The sequence below is a fragment of the Streptomyces sp. V1I1 genome (assembly GCF_030817355.1).
Classification (GTDB): domain Bacteria; phylum Actinomycetota; class Actinomycetes; order Streptomycetales; family Streptomycetaceae; genus Streptomyces.
Map to the genome: position 1 here is coordinate 3,281,940 of NZ_JAUSZH010000001.1, position 20,675 is coordinate 3,302,614.

At 70.5% G+C, this 20,675-nt stretch carries 23 protein-coding genes and 1 pseudogene; 8 read left to right on the top strand and 16 right to left on the bottom strand.

Annotation, left to right across the window (positions count from 1 at the left end):
- Positions 1-16 precede the first annotated feature (16 nt).
- Positions 17-907 (bottom strand): LysR family transcriptional regulator, encoded by an 891-nt coding sequence (locus QFZ67_RS15180; protein WP_307661639.1) that lies wholly within the window; start codon positions 905-907, stop codon positions 17-19.
- Positions 908-988: 81 nt separating this feature from the next.
- Here QFZ67_RS15180 and QFZ67_RS15185 point away from each other — a divergent pair, with 81 nt between their 5' ends.
- The 5 genes from QFZ67_RS15185 (at position 989) to QFZ67_RS15205 (ending at position 6,066) form a co-directional block, all read left to right on the top strand.
- On the top strand, positions 989-1,657 hold the full coding sequence (locus QFZ67_RS15185; protein WP_307661640.1) for an MOSC domain-containing protein: 669 nt from the start codon (positions 989-991) through the stop codon (positions 1,655-1,657).
- Between the two features lie 92 nt (positions 1,658-1,749).
- Positions 1,750-3,300: a multicopper oxidase family protein gene (locus tag QFZ67_RS15190; RefSeq protein WP_307661641.1), complete on the top strand. Its 1,551-nt coding sequence runs from the start codon at positions 1,750-1,752 to the stop codon at positions 3,298-3,300.
- 10 nt (positions 3,301-3,310) lie between these two features.
- Positions 3,311-4,084: an SDR family oxidoreductase gene (locus tag QFZ67_RS15195; protein WP_307661642.1), complete on the top strand. Its 774-nt coding sequence runs from the start codon at positions 3,311-3,313 to the stop codon at positions 4,082-4,084.
- A gap of 182 nt (positions 4,085-4,266) precedes the next feature.
- Entirely contained in the window at positions 4,267-5,250 is a 984-nt protein-coding gene (locus QFZ67_RS15200; RefSeq protein ID WP_307665854.1) for a hydroxyacid dehydrogenase, read from the top strand.
- A 117-nt stretch (positions 5,251-5,367) separates the two neighbouring features.
- Entirely contained in the window at positions 5,368-6,066 is a 699-nt protein-coding gene (locus QFZ67_RS15205) for an ester cyclase (protein WP_307661643.1), read from the top strand.
- Positions 6,067-6,143: 77 nt separating this feature from the next.
- On the opposite strand, the pseudogene groL reads toward QFZ67_RS15205, so the two are convergent.
- From groL to QFZ67_RS15225, 4 genes and pseudogenes are all read right to left on the bottom strand, one after another.
- Positions 6,144-7,773, bottom strand: a pseudogene (gene groL, locus QFZ67_RS15210) (chaperonin GroEL).
- Between the two features lie 129 nt (positions 7,774-7,902).
- On the bottom strand, positions 7,903-8,211 hold the full coding sequence (gene groES, locus QFZ67_RS15215; RefSeq protein WP_003948573.1) for a co-chaperone GroES: 309 nt from the start codon (positions 8,209-8,211) through the stop codon (positions 7,903-7,905).
- Between the two features lie 262 nt (positions 8,212-8,473).
- On the bottom strand, positions 8,474-9,115 hold the full coding sequence (locus tag QFZ67_RS15220) for a polysaccharide deacetylase family protein (RefSeq protein WP_307661644.1): 642 nt from the start codon (positions 9,113-9,115) through the stop codon (positions 8,474-8,476).
- Complete coding sequence (locus QFZ67_RS15225; protein WP_307661645.1) at positions 9,112-10,032, bottom strand: polysaccharide deacetylase family protein; 921 nt, start codon at positions 10,030-10,032, stop codon at positions 9,112-9,114. The genes QFZ67_RS15220 and QFZ67_RS15225 overlap by 4 nt, the downstream gene beginning before the upstream one ends.
- 82 nt (positions 10,033-10,114) lie before the next feature.
- Here QFZ67_RS15225 and QFZ67_RS15230 point away from each other — a divergent pair, with 82 nt between their 5' ends.
- Together QFZ67_RS15230 and QFZ67_RS15235 are read left to right on the top strand one after the other, a co-directional pair.
- The gene (locus QFZ67_RS15230; protein ID WP_307665855.1) at positions 10,115-11,302 is read left to right on the top strand and encodes a methyltransferase domain-containing protein; all 1,188 of its coding nucleotides are present in this window, start codon (positions 10,115-10,117) and stop codon (positions 11,300-11,302) included.
- A gap of 52 nt (positions 11,303-11,354) precedes the next feature.
- Entirely contained in the window at positions 11,355-11,489 is a 135-nt protein-coding gene (locus QFZ67_RS15235) for a hypothetical protein (RefSeq protein WP_307661646.1), read from the top strand.
- Positions 11,490-11,501: 12 nt separating this feature from the next.
- On the opposite strand, the gene QFZ67_RS15240 is transcribed toward QFZ67_RS15235, so the two are convergent.
- The 7 genes from QFZ67_RS15240 to tsaB form a co-directional block, all read right to left on the bottom strand.
- Positions 11,502-12,125 (bottom strand): hypothetical protein, encoded by a 624-nt coding sequence (locus tag QFZ67_RS15240; protein ID WP_307661647.1) that lies wholly within the window; start codon positions 12,123-12,125, stop codon positions 11,502-11,504.
- Positions 12,126-12,192: 67 nt separating this feature from the next.
- Positions 12,193-13,422 (bottom strand): RNA polymerase sigma factor, encoded by a 1,230-nt coding sequence (locus tag QFZ67_RS15245; protein WP_307665856.1) that lies wholly within the window; start codon positions 13,420-13,422, stop codon positions 12,193-12,195.
- Positions 13,423-13,488: 66 nt separating this feature from the next.
- Positions 13,489-13,845, bottom strand: a complete 357-nt coding sequence (locus tag QFZ67_RS15250) for a YciI family protein (protein ID WP_307661648.1) — start codon at positions 13,843-13,845, stop codon at positions 13,489-13,491.
- 189 nt (positions 13,846-14,034) lie between these two features.
- Positions 14,035-14,301: a hypothetical protein gene (locus QFZ67_RS15255; RefSeq protein WP_307661649.1), complete on the bottom strand. Its 267-nt coding sequence runs from the start codon at positions 14,299-14,301 to the stop codon at positions 14,035-14,037.
- Positions 14,298-15,395 carry a tRNA (adenosine(37)-N6)-threonylcarbamoyltransferase complex transferase subunit TsaD gene (gene tsaD / locus QFZ67_RS15260; RefSeq protein ID WP_307661650.1) on the bottom strand — a complete coding sequence of 366 codons (1,098 nt, stop codon included), beginning with the start codon at positions 15,393-15,395 and terminating at the stop codon, positions 14,298-14,300. Before tsaD ends, QFZ67_RS15255 begins: the two co-directional genes overlap by 4 nt.
- A gap of 3 nt (positions 15,396-15,398) precedes the next feature.
- Positions 15,399-15,851, bottom strand: a complete 453-nt coding sequence (rimI, locus tag QFZ67_RS15265; RefSeq protein ID WP_307665857.1) for a ribosomal protein S18-alanine N-acetyltransferase — start codon at positions 15,849-15,851, stop codon at positions 15,399-15,401.
- A gap of 65 nt (positions 15,852-15,916) precedes the next feature.
- Positions 15,917-16,570 carry a tRNA (adenosine(37)-N6)-threonylcarbamoyltransferase complex dimerization subunit type 1 TsaB gene (gene tsaB, locus QFZ67_RS15270; RefSeq protein WP_307661651.1) on the bottom strand — a complete coding sequence of 218 codons (654 nt, stop codon included), beginning with the start codon at positions 16,568-16,570 and terminating at the stop codon, positions 15,917-15,919.
- A 101-nt stretch (positions 16,571-16,671) separates the two neighbouring features.
- On the opposite strand from tsaB, the gene QFZ67_RS15275 reads away from it, so the two are divergent.
- Positions 16,672-17,226 carry a L,D-transpeptidase gene (locus tag QFZ67_RS15275; RefSeq protein WP_307661652.1) on the top strand — a complete coding sequence of 185 codons (555 nt, stop codon included), beginning with the start codon at positions 16,672-16,674 and terminating at the stop codon, positions 17,224-17,226.
- A gap of 32 nt (positions 17,227-17,258) precedes the next feature.
- Here QFZ67_RS15275 and QFZ67_RS15280 read toward each other — a convergent pair whose 3' ends face one another.
- The 4 genes from QFZ67_RS15280 to alr all read right to left on the bottom strand — a co-directional run bounded on the left by QFZ67_RS15280 (position 17,259) and on the right by alr (position 20,517).
- Positions 17,259-17,441, bottom strand: coding sequence for a hypothetical protein (locus tag QFZ67_RS15280; protein ID WP_307661653.1), 183 nt, complete (start codon positions 17,439-17,441; stop codon positions 17,259-17,261).
- A gap of 167 nt (positions 17,442-17,608) precedes the next feature.
- Positions 17,609-18,157, bottom strand: coding sequence for a tRNA (adenosine(37)-N6)-threonylcarbamoyltransferase complex ATPase subunit type 1 TsaE (gene tsaE / locus QFZ67_RS15285; RefSeq protein ID WP_307661654.1), 549 nt, complete (start codon positions 18,155-18,157; stop codon positions 17,609-17,611).
- Positions 18,129-19,355 (bottom strand): alpha/beta fold hydrolase, encoded by a 1,227-nt coding sequence (locus QFZ67_RS15290; protein WP_307661655.1) that lies wholly within the window; start codon positions 19,353-19,355, stop codon positions 18,129-18,131. The genes tsaE and QFZ67_RS15290 overlap by 29 nt, the downstream gene beginning before the upstream one ends.
- A 10-nt stretch (positions 19,356-19,365) precedes the next feature.
- Positions 19,366-20,517 (bottom strand): alanine racemase, encoded by a 1,152-nt coding sequence (gene alr / locus QFZ67_RS15295; protein WP_307661656.1) that lies wholly within the window; start codon positions 20,515-20,517, stop codon positions 19,366-19,368.
- Between the last annotated feature and the right edge of the window lie 158 nt (positions 20,518-20,675).

Below are 20,675 nucleotides of genomic sequence, written 5' to 3' on the forward strand. Positions count from 1 at the left end.
GGGGTGGTGCGGTTTCCTAGCGGCGCGCGGCCAGTGTCAGCTGGTCGAGCGTGGCCGCGACCGCGGGGACCTGGGCCAGGTCCGGGAGCGTGAGCGCGACGATCTCGCGGCGCACGGACGGCTCGACGGTCACGGTGCGCGCACCCTTGGGCCGCACCGACTCCATCGCGAGCTCAGGCAGCACCGCCACGCCAAGACCCGCTCCCACCAGGCCGATCACGGCCGGATAGTCGTCGGTGGCGAAGTCGATGCGGGGCGTGAACCCGGCCTCTTCGCAGACCTCGACGAGCTGGCGTCGGCAGCGTGGGCAGCCTGCGATCCAGGGCTCGTCGGCCAGATCGCCGATGGTCACCGTGCCCGAATCGGCGAGCCGGTGGCCCTCGGGGACCAGCCCGACGAGGCGGTCGGTGAGCAGGGGGCGGACGATCAGGTCGCCCCACTCCGCGGCCGTCGCGCCGTACCGAAAGGCCAGCGCCACATCGCAGTCACCCTCGCGCAGCATCTCCACCGAACGCGGCGGCTCGGCCTCGACGAGGGAGACCCGGGTGCCCGGGTGCGCCGCGCGCAGGGCGGCGAGAGCGGTCGGCACGAGCGTGGAGCTGCCGCTGGGGAACGACACGAGCCGGACCCGGCCGGCCCGCAGACCGGCGATGGCGGCGATCTCCTCCTCGGCCGCGGTCAGCCCGGCAAGGATGCCCGACGCGTGGCGTACAAGTGCCTCACCCGCCTGGGTCAGGCGCATTTCGCGGCCCGTACGGATCAGCAGCGGGGTGCCCGCGGAGGTCTCCAGTGCCTTCATCTGCTGGCTGACGGCGGGCTGGGTGCAGCCCAGCCGGCGTGCGGCGGCGGAGAACGAGCCGGTGGCGGCCACGGCTCGCAGAACTCGGAGATGCCGGACTTCAATCACACTCCGAATATAAGGGGCCCTTGGGGGGAACCCCAATTATTGGGCGGTTCCTTTGAGATGTGGGGGGTTAGCGTGCTGTCCATGAAGCTTCTGACCGTGAATGTGGGCCGGCCCAAGGCCGTCGAGTACACCGACGCACCGGGCGGCGCGACCGGCATCGACAAAAAGCCGGCCGACGGGGCCGTACGGGTGATGGACCCCGGCCCAAAGGGCGAAGGGGCCAGCGGGTTGGCCGGGGACGCGGTCTGCGATCTGCGCCACCATGGCGGCACCGACCAGGCGGTGTACGCATTCGCCCGCGAGGATCTCGACTTCTGGGAGCGGGAGTTGGGCCGGCCCCTCACCAATGGCGCGTTCGGGGAGAACCTCACGACGAGCGGGCTCGATGTGAGCGGGGCGAGGATCGGCGAGCGCTGGCGGATCGGCGGCGAGCTGGTGCTGGAGGTGACGAGCGGCCGCGTTCCGTGTCGTACGTTCGCGAGCTGGCTGGGCGAGAAAGGGTGGGTCAGGCGCTTTACGCAGCAGAGCGCACCCGGTGCGTATCTGCGTGTCATCGAGCCCGGCGAGATCCGCGCGGGCGACGCGATCGAGATCGTGCACCGGCCGGACCACGAGGTGACGGTCGATCTGTCGTTCCGGGCGGACACCACCGAGCGGACGCTGCTGCCCCAGGTGCTCGCGGCGGGCGACGCGCTCCACCCCGAGCAGCTCAGGGACGCCCGGGAGTACGTGGCGAAATACGGCGCGTAGGGGAAATCCCTTAGACGGTAAGGGATTTGATTCGGGGGCGGCTGGGGGCCGTCCCCGATGTCGCCACGAGCGGCCCACAGGACGCTCGTTGTATGTCTCGACTGAAGCGCGTCCTCATCATTCTCACGACGGTCGTCGTCGTCATAGGCCTCGCACTCGGTGGCGGTGTTCTGTATGTCTACTCGAACGCCAAGGTGTCCACGGCCGGGACGACTGAGTTCAGCAACGAGCTGGCTGTACCGCCGCTCGCGAAGTCGACGGTGAAGCGCGACGGGACCCGTCTCTTCGAACTGACCATGCAGGCCGGTCAGAAGGAGTTCCGAGCCGGGAAGCCCACACCCACCTGGTACTTCCGCGGGTCCGGGGGCCGCCCCCCGGGGGATGCGGCTGGTGGTGACTATCTCGGGCCGACGCTGCGCGCGAAGCGCGGCGAGAAGGTCGAGGTGAAGATCAAGAACGCGCTGGGCGAGGAGTCCACCGTGCACTGGCACGGCATGCATCTGCCCGCGAAGATGGACGGCGGTCCGCACCAGATGGTCGCCCCCGGGGCGGCCTGGACCCCGCGCTGGACCGTGAATCAGCCTGCCTCGACCCTCTGGTACCACCCGCATCCGCACGGCAAGACGGAGAAGCATGTGCAGCGGGGGCTGGCCGGGATGTTCCTCCTCGACGACGAGAAGTCCGCGCGGCTGGCGCTGCCCAAGAAGTACGGCGTCGACGATCTGCCGGTCATCGTTCAGGACGTCCGCTTCAGCGGGGCGAAGTTCGACCACGGGCACAAGATCCTGCGGGACACCGGGTTCCTCGGGGACCGGACGATGGTCAACGGCACCCTCGACCCGTACAAAGTCGTCGGCGACGAGCTCGTACGCCTGCGGCTGCTCAACGCCTCGACCGCCCGCGTCTACGACTTCGGATTCTCCGACGACCGTGAGTTCGCGCTGATCGGGACGGACGGCGGGCTGCTGGAGAAGCAGGCCCGGATGGACCGGATCCAGCTGTCGCCCGGTGAGCGGGCCGAGATCGTGGTGCGGATGAAGCCGGGCGAGAAGACGGTGCTGCGCAGCTTCCCGCACGACAGTTACGGAGGCGGATGGCAGGGGCGGCTCGCCGGTGGCGACGACAGCTTCGACGTACTGGAGTTGCGCGCGGCCAATGCGCTGCGGCCCTCGCCAGACATCCCCGGCGAGCTGGGCAAGCTGGAGGTCCCCGACGGGTCGGACTCGGTGCGGGGGCGGTTCTTCGGTCTTGTGACCACCGGCATCAACGGCAAGGGCATGAAGATGGACCGGATCGACGAGACCGTCACCCGGGGCACCGCCGAAACCTGGACCGTACGCAATGATCACGGCACTCCGCACAACTTCCATGTGCACGATGTGCAGTTCCGGGTGCTGGAGGTGGACGGCAAGCAGCCGCCGCCGGAGCTGCGCGGCGCGAAGGACACGGTGTTCGTACCGCCGCACAAGACGGTCAAGCTCGCGATGCGCTTCGACGGGCCCGCGGACCCAGACACTCCGTATATGTACCACTGTCATCTGCTGTACCACGAGGACCTGGGGATGATGGGTCAGTTCGTGGTCGTCGAGAAGGGACAGCGGGCGGGCACGGTGCGTGCACCGCACTCACACACGGGGCACTAACGTGCCGCCTATGACGACTGCACTGATTACGGGAGCGACCGCGGGGATCGGCGCCGCGTTCGCGCGGCGGCTCGCCGCCGAAGGACACAACCTGGTGCTGGTGGCCCGCGACACCAAGCGGCTGCAGGAGCAGGCCACCGAGCTGCACGACCGGCACGGCATCGAGGCGGAAGTGCTGACCGCCGATCTGTCGCAGGACGACGGGATCGAGGCGGTCGAGAAGCGGCTGTCCGACCCGAAGAGCCCGGTGGATCTGCTGGTCAACAACGCCGGGTTCGGGAACAAGGGGCGCTACCTCGAAGTGTCCATGGCCGACGAGCTCACGATGCTCAAGGTGCACTGCGAGGCGGTGCTGCGGCTCACCTCGGCGGCTGCGGAGTCGATGCGCGAACGCGGGCGGGGCGGGGTGGTGAATGTGGCGTCGGTGGCAGCGTTCGTGCCGCGCGGGACGTACGGCGCTTCGAAGGCGTGGGTCGTGCAGTTCACACAGGGAGCGGCCCGCGATCTGGCGGGGTCGGGGGTGCGGCTGATGGCGCTGTGCCCCGGTTTCGTACGCACGGAGTTCCATCAGCGGGCCGGGATGGGGACGGACAACATCCCGGGTTGGATGTGGCTGGACGCGGACAAGCTGGTGTCGGCGGCGCTGGCGGACCTGGCCCGTGGGAAGTCGCTGTCGATCCCGGACCCGCGGTACAAGGCGCTGATGGGTGTGGTGAAGCTGGCGCCGCGCAGGCTGCTCGGCGGGATCACGTCCAGGACGGGCCGGAAGTACGGACCGCAGTAAGGGCACGGGCCTGACCGCCAGTAAGGGCACGGGCCTGACCGCCGGCAGCGTCAAGTGACCTCAAGCGACATATGAGGAGCTCGAGTTCCACCATGGACCACGCCACTGACAGTCGCCCGGCGGACGACCCCGGCGGGCGCCGCGCCCAGCCGGGCGCCGAGCGCCCCGTGCTTCTGCTCGCCATGGGCCCGGGCATCGCCGAGCGCCTGTTCGCCGACCGTCACCGCGACCGCCTCAGCGCCCTCGCCCGCGCCGACCCGCACCTGGTCGCCCACGACCTGGCAGCCCCGACGCCCCCGGTCGCCGCCGCGCTTGCCGCCGCCGAAGTCCTGCTGACCTGCTGGGGCGCGCCCCCGCTCACCGCCGAAGTCCTCGCCGGCGCACCCCGGCTGCGCGCCGTCGTCCACGCCGCGGGATCCGTCAAGCACCACATCACCGACGCCTGCTGGGCCCGCGGTATCACGGTTTCCTCGGCCGCCGCGGTCAACGCCCTGCCCGTCGCCGAGTACACGCTGGCCGCGATCCTCTTCGCCGGCAAGCACGTCCTGCGCTCGGCCCAGCACTACGAGCGGCTGCGCACCGATCACGACTTGTGCGAATTCGACGACGCCGGCAACTACCGCCGGACGGTGGGCATCGTCGGCGCGTCCCGGATCGGCCGCCGAGTGATCGAACTGCTGCGCCCCTTCGACGTACAGGTGCTGCTGTACGACCCGTACGTCACCGACGCCGAAGTGGCGGACCTGGGCGTCGTACGCACCGAGCTGGACGAGCTCTGCCACCTCAGCAGCATCCTCACGGTCCACGCTCCGCAGCTGGCGTCCACTCGCCACATGGTCGACGCACGCCGGCTCGCGCTGCTGCCGGACGGCGCGACCCTGATCAATACCTCGCGCGGCTCGCTGATCGACGAGAACGCGCTGCTGCCGGAGCTGGTTTCGGGCCGGCTGCACGCCGTACTCGATGTCACCGACCCCGAAGTCCCGGCCGCCGACTCGCCGTTGTACACCCTGCCGAACGTCCTGCTGACCCCGCATATCGCCGGTTCGCTGGGCAATGAGCTCCACCGGATGGCGGACCATGCCCTCGACGAACTGGAGCGCTACACGCAGGGGCTGCCCTTCACGGACCCGGTCCATCCCGGGGCCCTGAATCACTCGGCCTGAACATTCGGCCTGAATCACTTGGCCTGAATCACTCGGCCTGAGCCGACTGGCCCCGAACCCTCAAAAGCCTCATATCCCACTAAAATGGATGCATCCCACCCCAGCCCGGGAGACACCATGAAATTCGTACAGATAATCGACTGCAAGACAGAGCGGTTCGACGACATGGACCGGCTCATGGACCAGTGGGTCGCGCAGACCCAAGGCAAGCGGACCGCCACCCACAGCCTCGTCGGCAAGGACCGCGCCGACGGGTCGCATTTCGTCGAGATCGTCGAATTTCCGTCGTACGAAGAGGCGATGAAGAACTCCCACCTGCCGGAGACGGACCGGATCTTCCAGGAGATGGTGGCGCTCTGCGACGGGATGCCCACCTTCACCGACCTCGATGTGGTCCGCGACGAACAGTTGAACCAGGCAACCTCTCGCCGGTTCTTCCACGAGATCGCCACCGGGGGCAACCTCGACGCCATCGACGAAGTGTTCGCGGCCGACTACGCCGACCACGACATCATGAAGGAAGAAGACACCACGATCGGGTCCGACGTCATCCGCGGCGATGTCAGCGCGTGGCGCACGGCCTTCGACTTCACCTTCAGCCTGGACAGGCAGATCTGCGAGGGCGACGACGTCGTGACGCTGTGGACCTGGACCGGCACCCACCAGGGCGAGTTCATGGGCATCGCGCCCACCGGCAAGCAGTGCACCATGACGGGCACCACGATCTTCCGCTTCAAGGACGGCAAGATCCAGGAAGGCTGGTGGCACTTCGACGTCCTGCGCCTGATGCGGCAGCTCGGCGTGACGGGTCAGTAACAGCGCGCCCGGCCGGATGCCGAAGGCCCCCGTTCCCGCCAGCGGCGGGAACGGGGGCCTTCACACGTCGTGCGACGTCAGTGGCTGTGACCGTGGCCGTGGCCGTGACCCGCGTCGGCCTCCTCCTCGGCCGGCTTCTCGACGACCAGGGTCTCGGTCGTGAGCAGCAGCGAGGCGATGGACGCGGCGTTCTCCAGCGCGGAGCGCGTGACCTTGACCGGGTCGATGACGCCGGCCTTCACCAGGTCGCCGTACTCGCCGGTCGCGGCGTTGAAGCCCTGGCCCGCGTCCAGCTCCGCCACCTTGGAGGTGATGACGTAGCCCTCGAGGCCGGCGTTCTCGGCGATCCAGCGCAGCGGCTCCACGACGGCGCGGCGGACGACCGCGACACCGGTGGCCTCGTCGCCCTCCTTGCCGAGGTTGCCCTCGAGCACCTTGGCGGCGTGGACGAGCGCGGAGCCACCACCGGAGACGATGCCCTCCTCGACCGCGGCGCGGGTCGCGGAGATGGCGTCCTCCAGACGGTGCTTCTTCTCCTTCAGCTCCACCTCGGTGGCGGCGCCGACCTTGATCACGCACACGCCGCCGGCCAGCTTCGCGAGGCGCTCCTGGAGCTTCTCGCGGTCCCAGTCGGAGTCCGTGGACTCGATCTCGGCCTTGATCTGGTTGATACGGCCGACGACGTCCTCGTGGTTGCCGCCACCGTCGACGATGACGGTGTCGTCCTTGGAGACGGTCACGCGGCGGGCGGTGCCCAGCACGTCCAGACCGGCCTGGTCGAGCTTGAGGCCGACCTCCTCGGCGATGACGGTGGCACCCGTGAGGGCGGCCATGTCGCCGAGCATCGCCTTGCGGCGGTCGCCGAAGCCGGGGGCCTTGACGGCCACCGCGTTGAAGGTGCCGCGGATCTTGTTCACGACCAGGGTCGACAGGGCTTCGCCCTCGACGTCCTCGGCGATGATCAGCAGCGGCTTGGAGCCACCCGCCTGGATGATCTTCTCCAGCAGCGGCAGCAGGTCCTGGATGGAGGCGATCTTGCCCTGGTGGATCAGGATGTACGGGTCGTCGAGGACGGCCTCCATACGCTCCTGGTCGCTCACCATGTACGGCGACAGGTAGCCCTTGTCGAAGGCCATGCCCTCGGTGAAGTCGAGCTCCAGACCGAAGGCGTTGGACTCCTCGACGGTGATGACACCGTCCTTGCCGACCTTGTCCATCGCCTCGGCGATGAGCTGGCCGACCTGCTGGTCCTGCGCGGAGAGCGCGGCGACGGCGGCGATGTCGGCCTTGTCCTCGATCGGGCGGGCGGTCGCGAGGAGTTCCTCGGACACGGCCTTGACCGCGGCATCGATGCCCTTCTTCAGGGCGGCCGGGGACGCGCCGGCTGCGACGTTGCGCAGGCCCTCGCGGACCAGCGCCTGGGCCAGCACGGTGGCGGTGGTGGTGCCGTCACCCGCGATGTCGTTGGTCTTGGTCGCCACCTCCTTCACCAGCTGGGCGCCGAGGTTTCTCGTACGGGTCGTCGAGCTCGACCTCACGGGCGATCGTGACACCGTCGTTGGTGATGGTGGGGGCGCCGAACTTCTTGTCGATGACGACGTTGCGGCCGCGGGGGCCGATCGTCACCTTGACCGTGTCGGCAAGCTTGTTGACGCCGCGCTCGAGGGCGCGACGGGCGTCCTCGTCGAACTTCAGGATCTTCGCCATGGGAGCTTCTCTGTCCTCTCAAACGAACTGCGCCCCTGACCTCCCGGCTACATCAGTGCGGGGGCCAGGGGCGCAGATCAAACAACTTCGGGTGCGGAGTCCTCTGGGGGCGACCCCCAGACCCCCGACCTACTTCTCGATGATCGCGAGTACGTCGCGAGCCGAGAGGACGAGGTACTCCTCGCCGTTGTACTTGACTTCGGTGCCGCCGTACTTGCTGTACAGCACGACGTCGCCGGTCTTGACGTCGAGCGGCAGACGCTCGCCGTTCTCGAAGCGACCCGGGCCCACCGCGAGGACGACGCCCTCCTGGGGCTTCTCCTTCGCGGTGTCCGGGATGACCAGGCCAGAGGCCGTGGTCTGCTCGGCGTCGAGCGGCTGGACCACAATACGGTCCTCGAGCGGCTTGATGGCAACCTTGGAGCTGGCGGTCGTCACGATCCGACCTCCCCCTTCGGAGATCTCACGGGGCTAACTGTCTGAGGTGGCGACCAGGTGGATCCGTCGTCGCGGGTGCCGGACCTGCCCGTCGCTGTGTTGGCACTCTCCAGTGGGGAGTGCCAGACCCGAGACTATGACTGCGATTAGCACTCGGTCAAGCGGAGTGCCAATCAACGGCGCGCGCCGCGCTGATCCCGGTACGGAGAACGTCGCCCCCGACCCATTGGTTCCGCAGGCCCACGCCCCGCGGCACGAGGGCTCAGACGTAGTCCTCCAGGCGCGCCACCGCGTATCCCTGCTCTTCGATACGGCGCAGCAGCCGTGCCGCCGTTCGGGCATCCGCCCGCACGATCTCGCCGGGCCGCAACTGTTCGCCGTCCGCGTACTCCCGCCCCAGGACCACCGCGCGGACCCCGCAGTCGGCCGCCGCCCGCAGCGTGTCCTCGTTGTACGCGCCGTGCGGCGGGCGGAAGAGGCGGACCTCATGGTGTCCGCAGATCTCGGCGCGCTGTCCCTCGTACGAGAGCGTGCGCAGGTCCGGATGCCGGGCCGTGTGGAACACGCTGACCGGCAACTTCAGCTCGCCCGCCATCCGTACGAACCGCTGATCGCGCGCCGCGCGCTCGTCGAAGGTGAGGAAGACGACCTTGTCGCGGGTGGGCACCCGGTGCACCACGGGCGGCGCCGAGAGCCGGCGTGCGGGCGGCTTCGGCGCGGCGGCCAGCGGCCGGGCCAGCCCCCACCGCAGGTGGGCGGCGCCCGGCGCGCCTGCGCCCGGCGTGACCTGCTTCGCGGCCTTGCGCCCGAGCCGCTCGAGGGGGTCCACCGACTGTGCGCACCCCGTGGTGAGAAGCGCACCGGCCGCCAGCAGTCCGGCCAGCAGCCGGTGCGCCTGCGTCATACGTAGTCCTCCAGCTTTGCCACGGCGTAGCCCCTGTCGGTGACCGTCTTCATGACCCGCCGGATCATGTCGGGCATGGTGCCCTCCCAGTCATCGCTGCCGCGGAAGTGGGTGAGGATGATGTCGCCGGGGTGCAGATCCTGGTCCCACTCCCGCCACTCCATGTGATCGGGAAACGCCTCGGCGGCCCACAGGGGCACGGCTTTCACCCCGCACGACTGGGCGGCGCGCAGGGTCTTCTTGTTGTAGTTGCCGTACGGCGGGCGGAAGAGCCGGGGCCGTTTGCCGTACCGCTCCTCGAGCTTGGTCTGCTGGTCGCAGATCTCGTGCTCCTGCTCGGCGTACGAAAGGCCGGGCATATAGCGGTGGTTGAGGGTGTGGTTGTGCAGCGAGACGCCGCGGTCCTGCATCTGCTCGAAGTAGCCGTAGTTGTCGTTGATCACGTAGTCGCTGAGGAAGGCGCTGTACGGGATCTGGAGCTCGCTCATCATCTGGAGCAGGGCGGGGTCCTTCTCCGAACCGTCGTCGATCGTCAGGAAGACGATCTTCTCCTTGACCGGCACGGTCGTGAAGACGGGTGGCAAGGACTCGCCGTCCTCGACCTCGAAGCCCTTGCGGGTGGTGATCTCCGGTTTGGTGGCGGGGGGCTGGGGCGCGGCGAGCGGGGTGTTGGCCAGGCCCCACTTCTTGGCGGCGGCGGCGCGTTCGGCCTGGGTGCGCTTGACCTTCTCCACGTACGCGGAGAGCGCGCCGGCCGGGCCGGGCCGCTTCGCCTTGCCCCGGGCGGCGTTCGCGCCGGCGGCAGGTCGCGGGGGCTCGGCCGCACAGGCGGAGCCGAGGGCGGCGACGAGGAGCACGGCCAGGACTGCACGGCTCCGCCGCGCACGATTTTTCTCATTTTGTCTTACTAGCTGCATGTCGCCGGATCCTGTCAGCACGGATCCGTACGGCCCGGCCGACACCGCCACCGCGGGCGCACCATCCCCCGCCTGGCCCACAATGGGCCGGGTGAACGACCTGGATCCCCTCGCCTCCTTCGCCGCACTGCTCACCGATGAGGGGCGGGCGCTGCTGGACTCCCTGGACGCCTACGACCCGGCGCAGGAGCTGGCCACGGCCACCCGGCTGCGCCGCGAGCACCCGACCGCGCTGGTATCGGCGGCGCTGGGGCAGGCGCGGCTGCGACAGCGGGCGGTCGCGAAGTTCGGGGCCGAGGACGCGCGGCGGATGTTCTTCACGCCGAACGGCGTCGAGCAGGCGACCCGCCGCGCCGTCGCCTCGTACCGCGCCGGGCGCTTCGCGGGACTCGGCGTACGCAGCGTGGCGGACCTGTGCAGCGGGATCGGCGGCGACGCGATCGCACTCGCCCGGGCCGGGATCCGGGTGCTTGCGGTGGACCGGGACCCGCTGACGGCCGAAGTAGCACGTGCGAACGCCGACGCGCTGGGGCTGGCGCAGCTGATCGAGGTCCGCTGCGCGGATGTCACAGAGGTGGACACGGCCGCGTACGACGCGGTGTTCGTGGACCCGGCCCGGCGGGGCGGCCGGGGCCGCATTTTCGACCCGGAGGCGTACTCCCCGCCCCTGTCCTGGGCGATCGGCGCGGCCCGCACCCGCCCGCGCGCCGCGCTCAAGATCGCACCCGGCATCCCGCACGAGGCCGTCCCCGAGGACGCCGAGGCGGAGTGGATCTCGGACGGCGGCGACGTGAAGGAGGCAGTGCTCTGGTTCGGTACGCGCCCGGGCACGGTCGGCGCCACGCTGCTGCCGGGCCCGCGCTCACTCACCGGCACTGGCCTGCCCGACCCGGCGGTGCGCAAGGTGGGCCGCTTCCTTTACGAGCCCGACGGCGCGGTCATCCGCGCGCATCTGGTCGCCGAGGTCGCCGAGCAGCTGGACGGCGGGCTGATCGACGAGACGATCGCGTACATCACGGCGGACGGGCTACGGGCGACGCCGTACGCGACGGCGTATGAGATCACCGATGAACTCCCCTTCAGTCTGAAGAGGTTGAAGGCGCTGCTGCGGGAGCGCGGGGTCGGCGTCCTGACGGTGAAGAAGCGAGGCTCGGCGGTGGAGCCGGAAGAGCTGCGCCGCAAGGTGAAGCCGCAGGGGCCGAACGCGGCGACGGTGTTTCTGACGAGGGTGGCGGGGGCGCCGACGATGCTGATCGGGCGGCCTGCGTAAGCCGGGGTACCGCGCGCTGCGGCGGATGCGGCAGGCCGGGAGTCAGGCAGACGTGGCACGCGAGCTCTTCGAGGGCACCGCCCCGGCCGCGCCGCGCAGCGGCATCACGCCCTGCGACGACCGGCCTTCGTTCGCTGCGTGCCTGACCTTGGACCTGCCGAGCGACGAAGTCCGGTCCCTGCACTGACAGCATCGGAGCTCAGCGGTGCGCGGCGCCCAGCAGCCGCACCGCCCACCGGTAGTGGCTCACCGCCTTCGCGACACCGATCAGGCCCGTCAGCCAGAAGATGAAGCCCAGCCCCATCATCAAAGCGACGTCTGCATACGTCTCCCGCCCGGGCTTCGCCGTCGCCGGAATCGCGAAGCACATCCACAGCCCCAGGGCGCCCAGCAGAAACGACGGTATGAACCAGAACAGGCTCTGCGCCGGCGACCGCAAGTGGGCGTCGCGCAGGGGGTCACGCTCCAACGACGACCACTGGCCGAGCCGTTCACGCACCAGCTTGTCGCGACGGATGCCGAACCCGATCACGAAGCCGGTCGGGATCATGCACGCGGCACCGATACACGCGAAGATCCCGCCGAAGAGGTAGCTGAGCGGGTCGATGCTCTCCTCGAATGCCGCCAGCGCGGCGCCGATCAGGCTCCACCCCACCGCGAAGCCCGCCACGGTCAGCCACAGCAGCAGCAGTCGTGGCACCCCGATGCTCAGCCGGATCAACTCGCCCATCGCCCGCGCCCGGTCGGCGAGCAAAGCCTCACGGCCGGGCCAGGCCCGCATCTCGACGGGCGGCGGAGGCGGCGGCAACGTACGGCTGGGCATGCGGTTCCTTCTCGGGTGCGGCGGACCGGGGACGCCCCGACCGTACCGGAGGGGTGATCAGCCGCGGTCAGCCGCGCTCCTCCGCCCGCGCCAGCAGCAACTCCCTCTCCCGTGCGTTACGGGTCAGGGACGCCGCCCGTTCGAACTCCGCCCGCGCTTCAGCCCGTCGGCCCAGCCGCGCCAGCAGATCCCCGCGCACGCTCGGCAGCAAGTGGTACTCCTTCAGCGCGGGCTCCTCCGCCAGCGCGTCCACCAGCTCCAGGCCCGCCGCCGGGCCTTCGGCCATCGCGACCGCGACCGCGCGGTTCAACTCCACGACGGGGGACGGGGCGAGGGCGGCGAGTTGCCCGTACAGGGCGGCGATCGCGGACCAGTCCGTCTCCTCGTAGCGCACCGCCTTGGCGTGGCAGGCGGCGATCGCGGCCTGGAGTGCGTACGGCCCGGGGGCCCCGGCCGCCACCGCGTTCGCGCGGCCGAGCGCCGCGAATCCGCGGCGGATCAGCAGTTGGTTCCAGCGGGAGCGGTTCTGGTCGGCGAGCAGCACGGGCTCGCCGCCCGGGCCGGTGCGCGCGGCCGTGCGGGATGCCTGGATCTCCAACAGTGCGACCAGGCCGTGGACTTCGGGTTCCTTGGGCATAAGGCCGGCCAGCACCCGGGCAAGCCGTAGGGCGTCCTCGCAGAGGGCCGGGCGCTGCCAGTCGTCGCCTGCGGTCGCGGAGTAGCCCTCGTTGAAGACGAGGTAGATGACTTCCAGTACGGAGTCCAGGCGCGCGGCGCGCTCGGAGCCGTACGGCACTTCGAAGGGGACGCCCGCCTTGGCGAGGGCGCGTTTGGCGCGGACGATGCGCTGGGCGACGGTCGGCTCCGTGGCCAGGAAGGCGCGGGCGATCTCCTCGGTCGTCAGACCGCCGAGCAGGCGCAGTGTGAGCGCGATCCGCGCCTCGGTGGAAAGCACCGGATGGCAGGCGGTGAAGATCAGTCGCAGCAGGTCGTCATCAATGTCCTCGGCGTCGGCCGGCTCGAGCGGCGGCACGTCCTCCAGGGTGCGCCCGACCTCCGCCAGCTTGCGGGCGTAGGTCTCCTTGCGGCGTACGAGATCGATCGCGCGGTGCTTGGCGGTGGCCATGAGCCAGGCGCCCGGCTTGTCCGGGACACCCGACTCCGGCCACTGCTCCAGCGCGGCGACCAGAGCGTCCTGCGCGATCTCCTCGGCGATGCCCACGTCCCGAACGATGCGGGTGACGCCGGCGATGATCCGCGCGGACTCGATCCTGAATACCGCTTCGACCGTTTCCATCGCGCTTGCTGCCGTCACAGCCACCCATCAGAGCAGCCGCATGGAGGCGGGGCAAGCGCGGCCGGATCAACCCTCGGCGATCTCGCGGACCTCGGCGGTGACGGTCCAGAAATCCTCGTGGACCTGCAGGAAGCGCTTGGTCCACTCCAGGGCCTCGGCCTTGTCCTTGCACTGCATGATGGCGTAGCCGCCGATGACTTCCTTGCTCTCGGTGAAGGGCCCGTCCGTGTAGCTCAGCTTCCCGCCGGACCAGGTGACCCGGGTGCCCTCGGAGGTCGGGGTGAGCCCGGCGGTGTCCAGCATGACCCCGGCCTTGGTGACCTCCTCGAGCAGCGCGCCCATGCGCTCCATGAGCTCGGGGCTGGGCCCCTCGGCGGGGGCGTTCTGCTCGTCGATACGGATCAACGACAGGTAGCGCGGCATGGTGACTCCTCGGTCGGGAGGACGGGGCCGTTCCCCGCCTCTCACCCATGCGTCGAACGGGAGACGGCCGGATCGACATCCGCCGGCAGATTCTTCGGCGAATTCTTCTGAGAAATTGCAGGAGCGGCCACCGGACGGCCCGGGACGGCCCGGGACGGCTCAGGACGGCTCAGGACGGCTCAGGACGGCTCAGGACGGCAGCGTCTCCAGCGACTCGAAGCGCCAGCGGTGCACCGCCCGTGTGATCAACTCGGCGTCCGGCTCCGGGATTTCGGGCAGCTCCGCGCCCACGTCGGACCCCTCCCACCAGGTGATCACCAGCACCCGGTCCCCAGGCGCCCGGAACGTCTCGCGGCGCACCGGCTCACTCGCCAGCTCCTGGGCCCGCGCCCATTCGAGCAGCTCCGCGCCTCGCCCCTGCACGGCCCGGGCCTCCCACATCAGCGCGACCGTCATGAGTAGAGGTTGTCCTTGCTGATCTCGTGCACATGATCGTGGTCGTGGGCGTGCCCCGGGACATGCGGATCCGTCACCGGAAGCGACGAGTCCGCGGACAGCTCCCAGTCGGAGGCGGGCCGGTTGCGCGCCACCATCTCCGCCCCGAGCGCCGCCACCATCGCGCCGTTGTCCGTGCACAGCCCCGGCCGCGGCACCCGCAGCCGGATCCCCGCCCGCTCGCAGCGCTCCTGGGCAAGCGCCCGCAGCCGCGAGTTGGCGGCCACACCGCCGCCGATCATCAGGTGGTCGACGCCCTGGTCCTGGCAGGCGCGCACCGCCTTGCGGGTCAGCACATCGACGACCGCCTCCTGGAACGACGCCGCCACATCCCGTACGGGCACCTCCTCGCCCGCCGCCCGCTTGGCCTCGATCCAGCGGGCCACCGAGGTCTTGAGCCCCGAGAAGGAGAAGTCGTACGCCGGGTCGCGCGAGCCGGTGAGGCCGCGCGGGAACGCGATCGCCGCCGGGTCGCCCTCCTTCGCCAGCCGGTCGATCACCGGACCGCCCGGGAAGCCCAGGTCAAGGACCCGCGCGATCTTGTCGAAGGCCTCGCCCGCCGCGTCGTCGATCGTCGCGCCCATCGGTCGTACGTCAGATGTGATGTCGGGCGCGAACAGCAGCGACGAGTGGCCACCGCTCACCAGCAGCGCCATCGTCGGCTCGGGCAGCGGTCCGTGCTCCAGCTGGTCGACGCAGATGTGCGAGGCCAGGTGGTTCACCCCGTACAACGGCTTGCCCAGTGCGTACGCGTACGCCTTCGCCGCCGAGACCCCGACCAGCAGCGCGCCCGCTAGACCCGGCCCCGCCGTCACCGCGATGCCGTCCAGGTCGCGCGCCGAGACGCCCGCGTCCTTCAGGGCGCGCTCGATGGTCGGAACCATCGCCTCCAGATGCGCGCGTGACGCGATCTCGGGCACCACGCCGCCGAACCGGGCGTGCGTGTCCACGCTGGACGCGATGGCGTCCGCGAGCAGGGTCGTACCGCGGACGACGCCGACGCCGGTCTCGTCGCAGGAAGTCTCGATGCCCAGTACGAGCGGTTCGTCAGCCATCAGTTAAGTCTCTGTTCCTTGTACGTGGAGCCGCATGACGAGGGCGTCGACATTGCCCGGCTGGTAGTAGCCGCGGCGGAATCCGATGGGCTCGAAGCCGAAGCGCTCGTACAGCTTCTGGGCCCTGGTGTTGTCCACGCGCACTTCGAGGAGCACCTCGTCGCACTCGAAGGCGGTGGCGTGCTGCAGCAGGTCGGTCAGGAGCCGGGAGCCGAGTCCCGTGCCCCACTGGTCGCGGGCGACGGCGATCGTCTGTACGTCTCCGAGGCCGCCGGCCGCCGCGAGGCCCGCGTATCCGACGATCTTCCCTTCCGCCTCGGCCACCACATAGCGGCGGGTGGCCCGCGGGCCACGCGCATGGGCGAGCTCGGACCAGAACATCCCGGCCGACCAGGCGTCCTCCGGGAACAGCGCGTGCTCGAGCGCGAGCACATGCTCCAGGTCCCACCAGCGCATCTCACGCAGCACAGCAGTGGGCCGGTCGGTGGATCGGTCGGTGGATCGGTCGGTCGGTCGGTCGGTCACTTGGGCGTGACCACCTTGTAGTTCTTCGGCACCTGGGCGTCCGGCCGGCGCAGATACAGCGGCAGCGGCGGCAGGAAGTCATCCCCGGCGGCCAGCTTCTCGGCGGCCAGCGCGGCCAGCGCCCCGGCCGAGACATGCTCGGGCCTGCGGGCGTCCGGGAAGGTCTCGGGGTAGAGCAGCGCTCCGGCGCCGACCGCGGGCAGGCCCGCGACCTGCTCGGCAATGTCGGCGGGCCGGTCGACGGCGGGCTCGCTCACGCGGCCGCGGGCGGACTCGTACCGCGCCCAGTACACCTCTTTGCGGCGCGCGTCCGTCGCCACCACGAACGGCTCCTCCAGACCGGAGGCGTACGCCAGCCCGTCCAGCGTGCACAGCCCGTACACCGGAACGCCCAGTGCCGAGCCGAAGGTCGAGGCCGTGACCAGTCCGACGCGCAGCCCGGTGTACGGACCGGGGCCGACGCCGGCCACCACGGCGGTGACGGCGTCGAGCTTCACCCCGGCCTCGGCCAGGACGCGGTCGACGGCGGGCAGCAGCAGTTCCCCGTGCCGGCGGGCGTCGACGCGACTGGACTCGGCGACGACGGAATTGCCGTCGTGGAGGGCGGCGGTGACGGCGGGCGTGGCGGTATCAACGGCGAGCAAGAGCACGCAAACAGCCTACGGCTCCGGCGCCCGGGCACGGTGCCGCGTCCAGGGAAGCGGCTGCTGCTACCGTCACCACGGATACGTACTTTCGAAAGGTGGGCACGGTGGCACGGAGCAGCTCGGGACTCGTGGCCGGGCTCACGGCAGCCGCTCTGGCCGTCGTCGGATACCTCGCCTACCAGGCGTCGGCGAGCGCCCCCGACCAGCTCGGCAAGCCCAACACCCCGGTCCCGTCCGCGCATGCCTCCGGCAGCCCCAAGCACAATTCCAAGAACCCGCTCGAGCTGCCCGCGAAGTCGGGTGTCGGCGTGCGCGTCGTGTACTCGCTGTCCGAGCGGCGCGTGTGGCTGGTGGGCGAGAACGGGAAGCTGACGCGGACCTTCGAGGTCATGCCGTCGACGGTCAGCCCGCCGCCCGGTGTGTACGCGGTGACCTCGCGGTCCGGTACCGTCCCCGGGTCGGACGGGGTGCCGATCGAGCATGTGGTGCGGTTCGCGAGCGTCGACGATGTGGCGATCGGCTTCAGCGCGGCGGTGAACGGGTCGATGGCGAGCCCGAACCCGGACAAGAAGACCGGCGGCGTACGGATGAAGCGGGCGGACGGCGACGCGATGTGGGAGTTCGCGTCGATCGGCTCGAAGGTCGTCGTCGTCCCGTAAGCCCGTGGCTCGTAGCCCGTAGCCCGTACGGACTACGCGGCGTCGCGCCGAGTTTCACGCTCCTCGGGGAGCCGTTCCTCACGGGGCGGAGTGGAGACCGCGCTGGCCGCCGCGCACGACGCCAGAAGATCGCGCATCGACAGGGCCGACGGCGTCAGCGCCTGCGGCCGCGCCGGCTGCTGCCGTGACTGGGATTCGCGCTCGGATGCCGACATGGACGCCTCCTGGGGCTCCGGGGGCAGTCGTGGTTAGGCAGACCTAACCTGCTCGATACCATGTGACCACGCCCGGCACGGCCTGCGCAACACTTTGCCGACGTCTTGTCGGAACGTACACACTGACCGTGCATACATACGGCGGTGGAGTACCGGTGGAGTACGGCTCAGGCCCCCAGGGCCATCAGGTCGACCATCGCCCAGCGCGCGCCGAAGCCCGTCAGGGTGACCTCGCGGCGGTCGTCGTCCGTGTCGCCGACCTTCCGGTGGATCAGCACTTGCAGCCGGTCGTCCGAGAGGTCCTCGACCTTGCCGACGCCCCACTCCACGACCACCACCGATTCCGGCAGCGAGACGTCGAGATCGAGGTCCTCCATCTCGTCGAGGCCGCCGCCCAGCCGGTACGCGTCCACATGCACCAGGGCAGGGCCGCCGGTCAGCGAGGGGTGGACGCGGGCGATGACGAAGGTCGGGGATGTGACGGCGCCGCGGACTCCGAGGCCCTCGCCCAGGCCGCGGGTCAGCGTCGTCTTGCCCGCGCCGAGCTCGCCGGTGAGCATCACCAGGTCGCCGGCGCGCAGCAGCTTCGCGAGCCGGCGACCCAACTCCTGCATCTGCTCGGGGGACTCGACAGGGAGACGGGCGGCGCTGGTGGGGCGGGCGGCGCTGGTGGAGTTGGTGGCGCTCTCAGCCGCCGGGCTGTGCGGTGCTTCCATACGGGCCAACGTTAGCCGGTGCCGGGACCGCGCCGACCCGGGCCAGCAGGTCGGCCAGCCGGTCCGTGACGACCTCCGGGTGCTCCAGCATCACCAGATGCCCGCCGTCCGGCACGATCACCAGCTCCGAGTCCGGCAGCAGGTCCGCGATCGCCTCGCTGTGCGAGCTCGGCGTCACCAGATCCTTGTCACCTGCCAGGACGAGCACCGGCACCTCGCGGAAGATCTCGAGCGCCTCGGCCTTGTCGTGCTCCACGAACGCCGGGTAGAACTCCGCGACCACATCGATCGGCGTGCCCTCGATCATCCGCTCCGCGAACCGGGCCACCGCCGGGTCCACGTCCCTGGACGAGAACGAGTACCGCTTGATGAGGCCTGCGAAGAGGTCGGCAGTGGCGCGGCGGCCCCGCTCGACCAGTTCGGCCTGCGAGCCGAGCGCCTTGAGCACGCCCGGGAGCACCCGGCGCACCGCGTTCACGCCCGCGACCGGCAGGCCGTAGTTGACCTCGCCGAGCCTGCCGGCCGAGGTGCCGATGAAGGCGACTCCGGAGACCCGCTCCCGTACCAGCTCGGGGAAATGGTCGGCGAGCGCCATCACCGTCATCCCGCCCATGGAGTGCCCGACCAGCACCAGCGGGCCCTCGGGCGCGGCCGCGTCGATCACCGCCTTGAGGTCGCGGCCCAGCTGGTCGATGGCGACCGGCACAGCGTCCTCGCCGGACTGGGCCGCTCCCCTGGCCGAACGGCCGTGGCTGCGCTGGTCCCAGTACACGGTGCGCACCAGGCCGCGCAGAGCCGCGCGCTGGAAGTGCCAGGAGTCCTGGCTCAGGCAGTAGCCATGGCTGAAGACGACGGTGACCGGGGCGGGCGCCTTGCGGCCGAAGAGCCTGCGGCGGCGCGGGGCACCCGCTTCCGGGTCCACCTCGTCGGCCTCGTAGTAGAGCTCGGTGCCGTCGTCGGCGATCGCCTTGCCCGGCAGCCCGCGCAGAGAGCCGTACGGCCCCGACGCGTCCAGCGCGAGCCGCGCCTTCTTGCGCATGCCGCGGCCGACCGTGAGGCGTTCGAGCGCGACGCCCGCGGCCGCGCCGGCGGCGATCACGCCTATCGCGGCACCCGCGATGCCCGCCCGGCGCCAGTTGCCCGTCGTGGCAGCCGTCGCCGCGGCGGCCACTACGGGCCCCGTGCTGGTCTCGCTCACCGTGCCGCTCCTACTCGTCGGGGTCCTCGTTCAGGAAGACGCGCGGAACTCTCGTTCCGATGCGGGTGACAATCTCGTACGCGATGGTGTCCGCCGCCTGCGCCCAGTCCTCGGCGCTCGGCTCGCCCCGGTCGCCCGGTCCGAACAGCAGCGCTTCGGTACCTTCCGGGATCTTCTGCCCGCCAAGATCGACTACGAACTGGTCCATGGCGACCCGGCCGGCCACCCGTCGCCACTCGCCGCCGACCAGGACAGGCCCACGGCCGGACGCATGGCGCGGGATGCCGTCCGCGTAGCCGAGGGGGATGAGGCCGAGCGTCGTCTCGTCCGTGGTGACGTAGTGATGGCCATAGCTGACGCCGTGGCCCGCCGGGACCTGCTTGACCAGCGCCACGGAGGCGGCGAGCGTCATCACGGGCCGCAGCCCGAAGTCTGCGGGCGTGCCGAGCTCGGGGCTGGGCGAGACGCCGTACATCGCGATGCCCGCCCGTACGAGATCGAAGTGCGTCTCGGGGAGGGTCAGCGTCGCCGGGGAGTTGGCGATGTGCCGGACCTCCGGCTCGATGCCCGCCTTCTCGGCGTACGCCACCATCTGGCGGAACACGTCCATCTGGGCGGCGATGGAGGGGTGCCCGGGCTCGTCGGCGCAGGCGAAGTGCGACCAGAGCCCGGTGACCTCTACGGTGCCCTCGGCCTCGGCGGCGAGTGCTGCGGCGATGAGCTCGGGCCAGTCGGCGGGCTGACAGCCGTTGCGCCCGAGCCCGGTGTCGGCCTTGAGCTGGATCCGCGCCGGTCGCCCGGCCTCGCGGGCGGCGGCGGTGACCTCCGTGAGAGCCCACAAGCCGCTCACGGCCATGTCGAGATCGGCCTCGATGCCCTCCCGCCAGGGGCCGCCGGGCGTCCACAGCCAGCACAGGACCCTGCTCCGGATGCCTGCCTCGCGCAGGGCGAGGGCCTCTTGCGGCGTGGCGGTCCCGAGCCAGGTCGCCCCGGCCGCGAGCGCGGCCTTGGCGCAGGGCACCATGCCGTGTCCGTACGCGTCCGACTTCACCACGGCCATGAGGGCAGCACGGGGCGCTCGGGCACGCAGCGCACGCACATTGGCGCGCAGGGCCGCGAGGTCGATCTCGGCGCGGGCTCTCAGGGGCGGTGTCTGGCTCATCGGGCCCAGTGTCTCAGAGGGGTACGACGGCGGTCGTACAACCGGTGCGGAGTTCAACAAGTCTGCGCCTGTGCGGTTGATCACGGTTTCGGGGAAACGGAGGGCGGTTTCGCCGAAGTCGCGGCTGCCCGGCCCCATCACTCCTGCACGTCAGACCG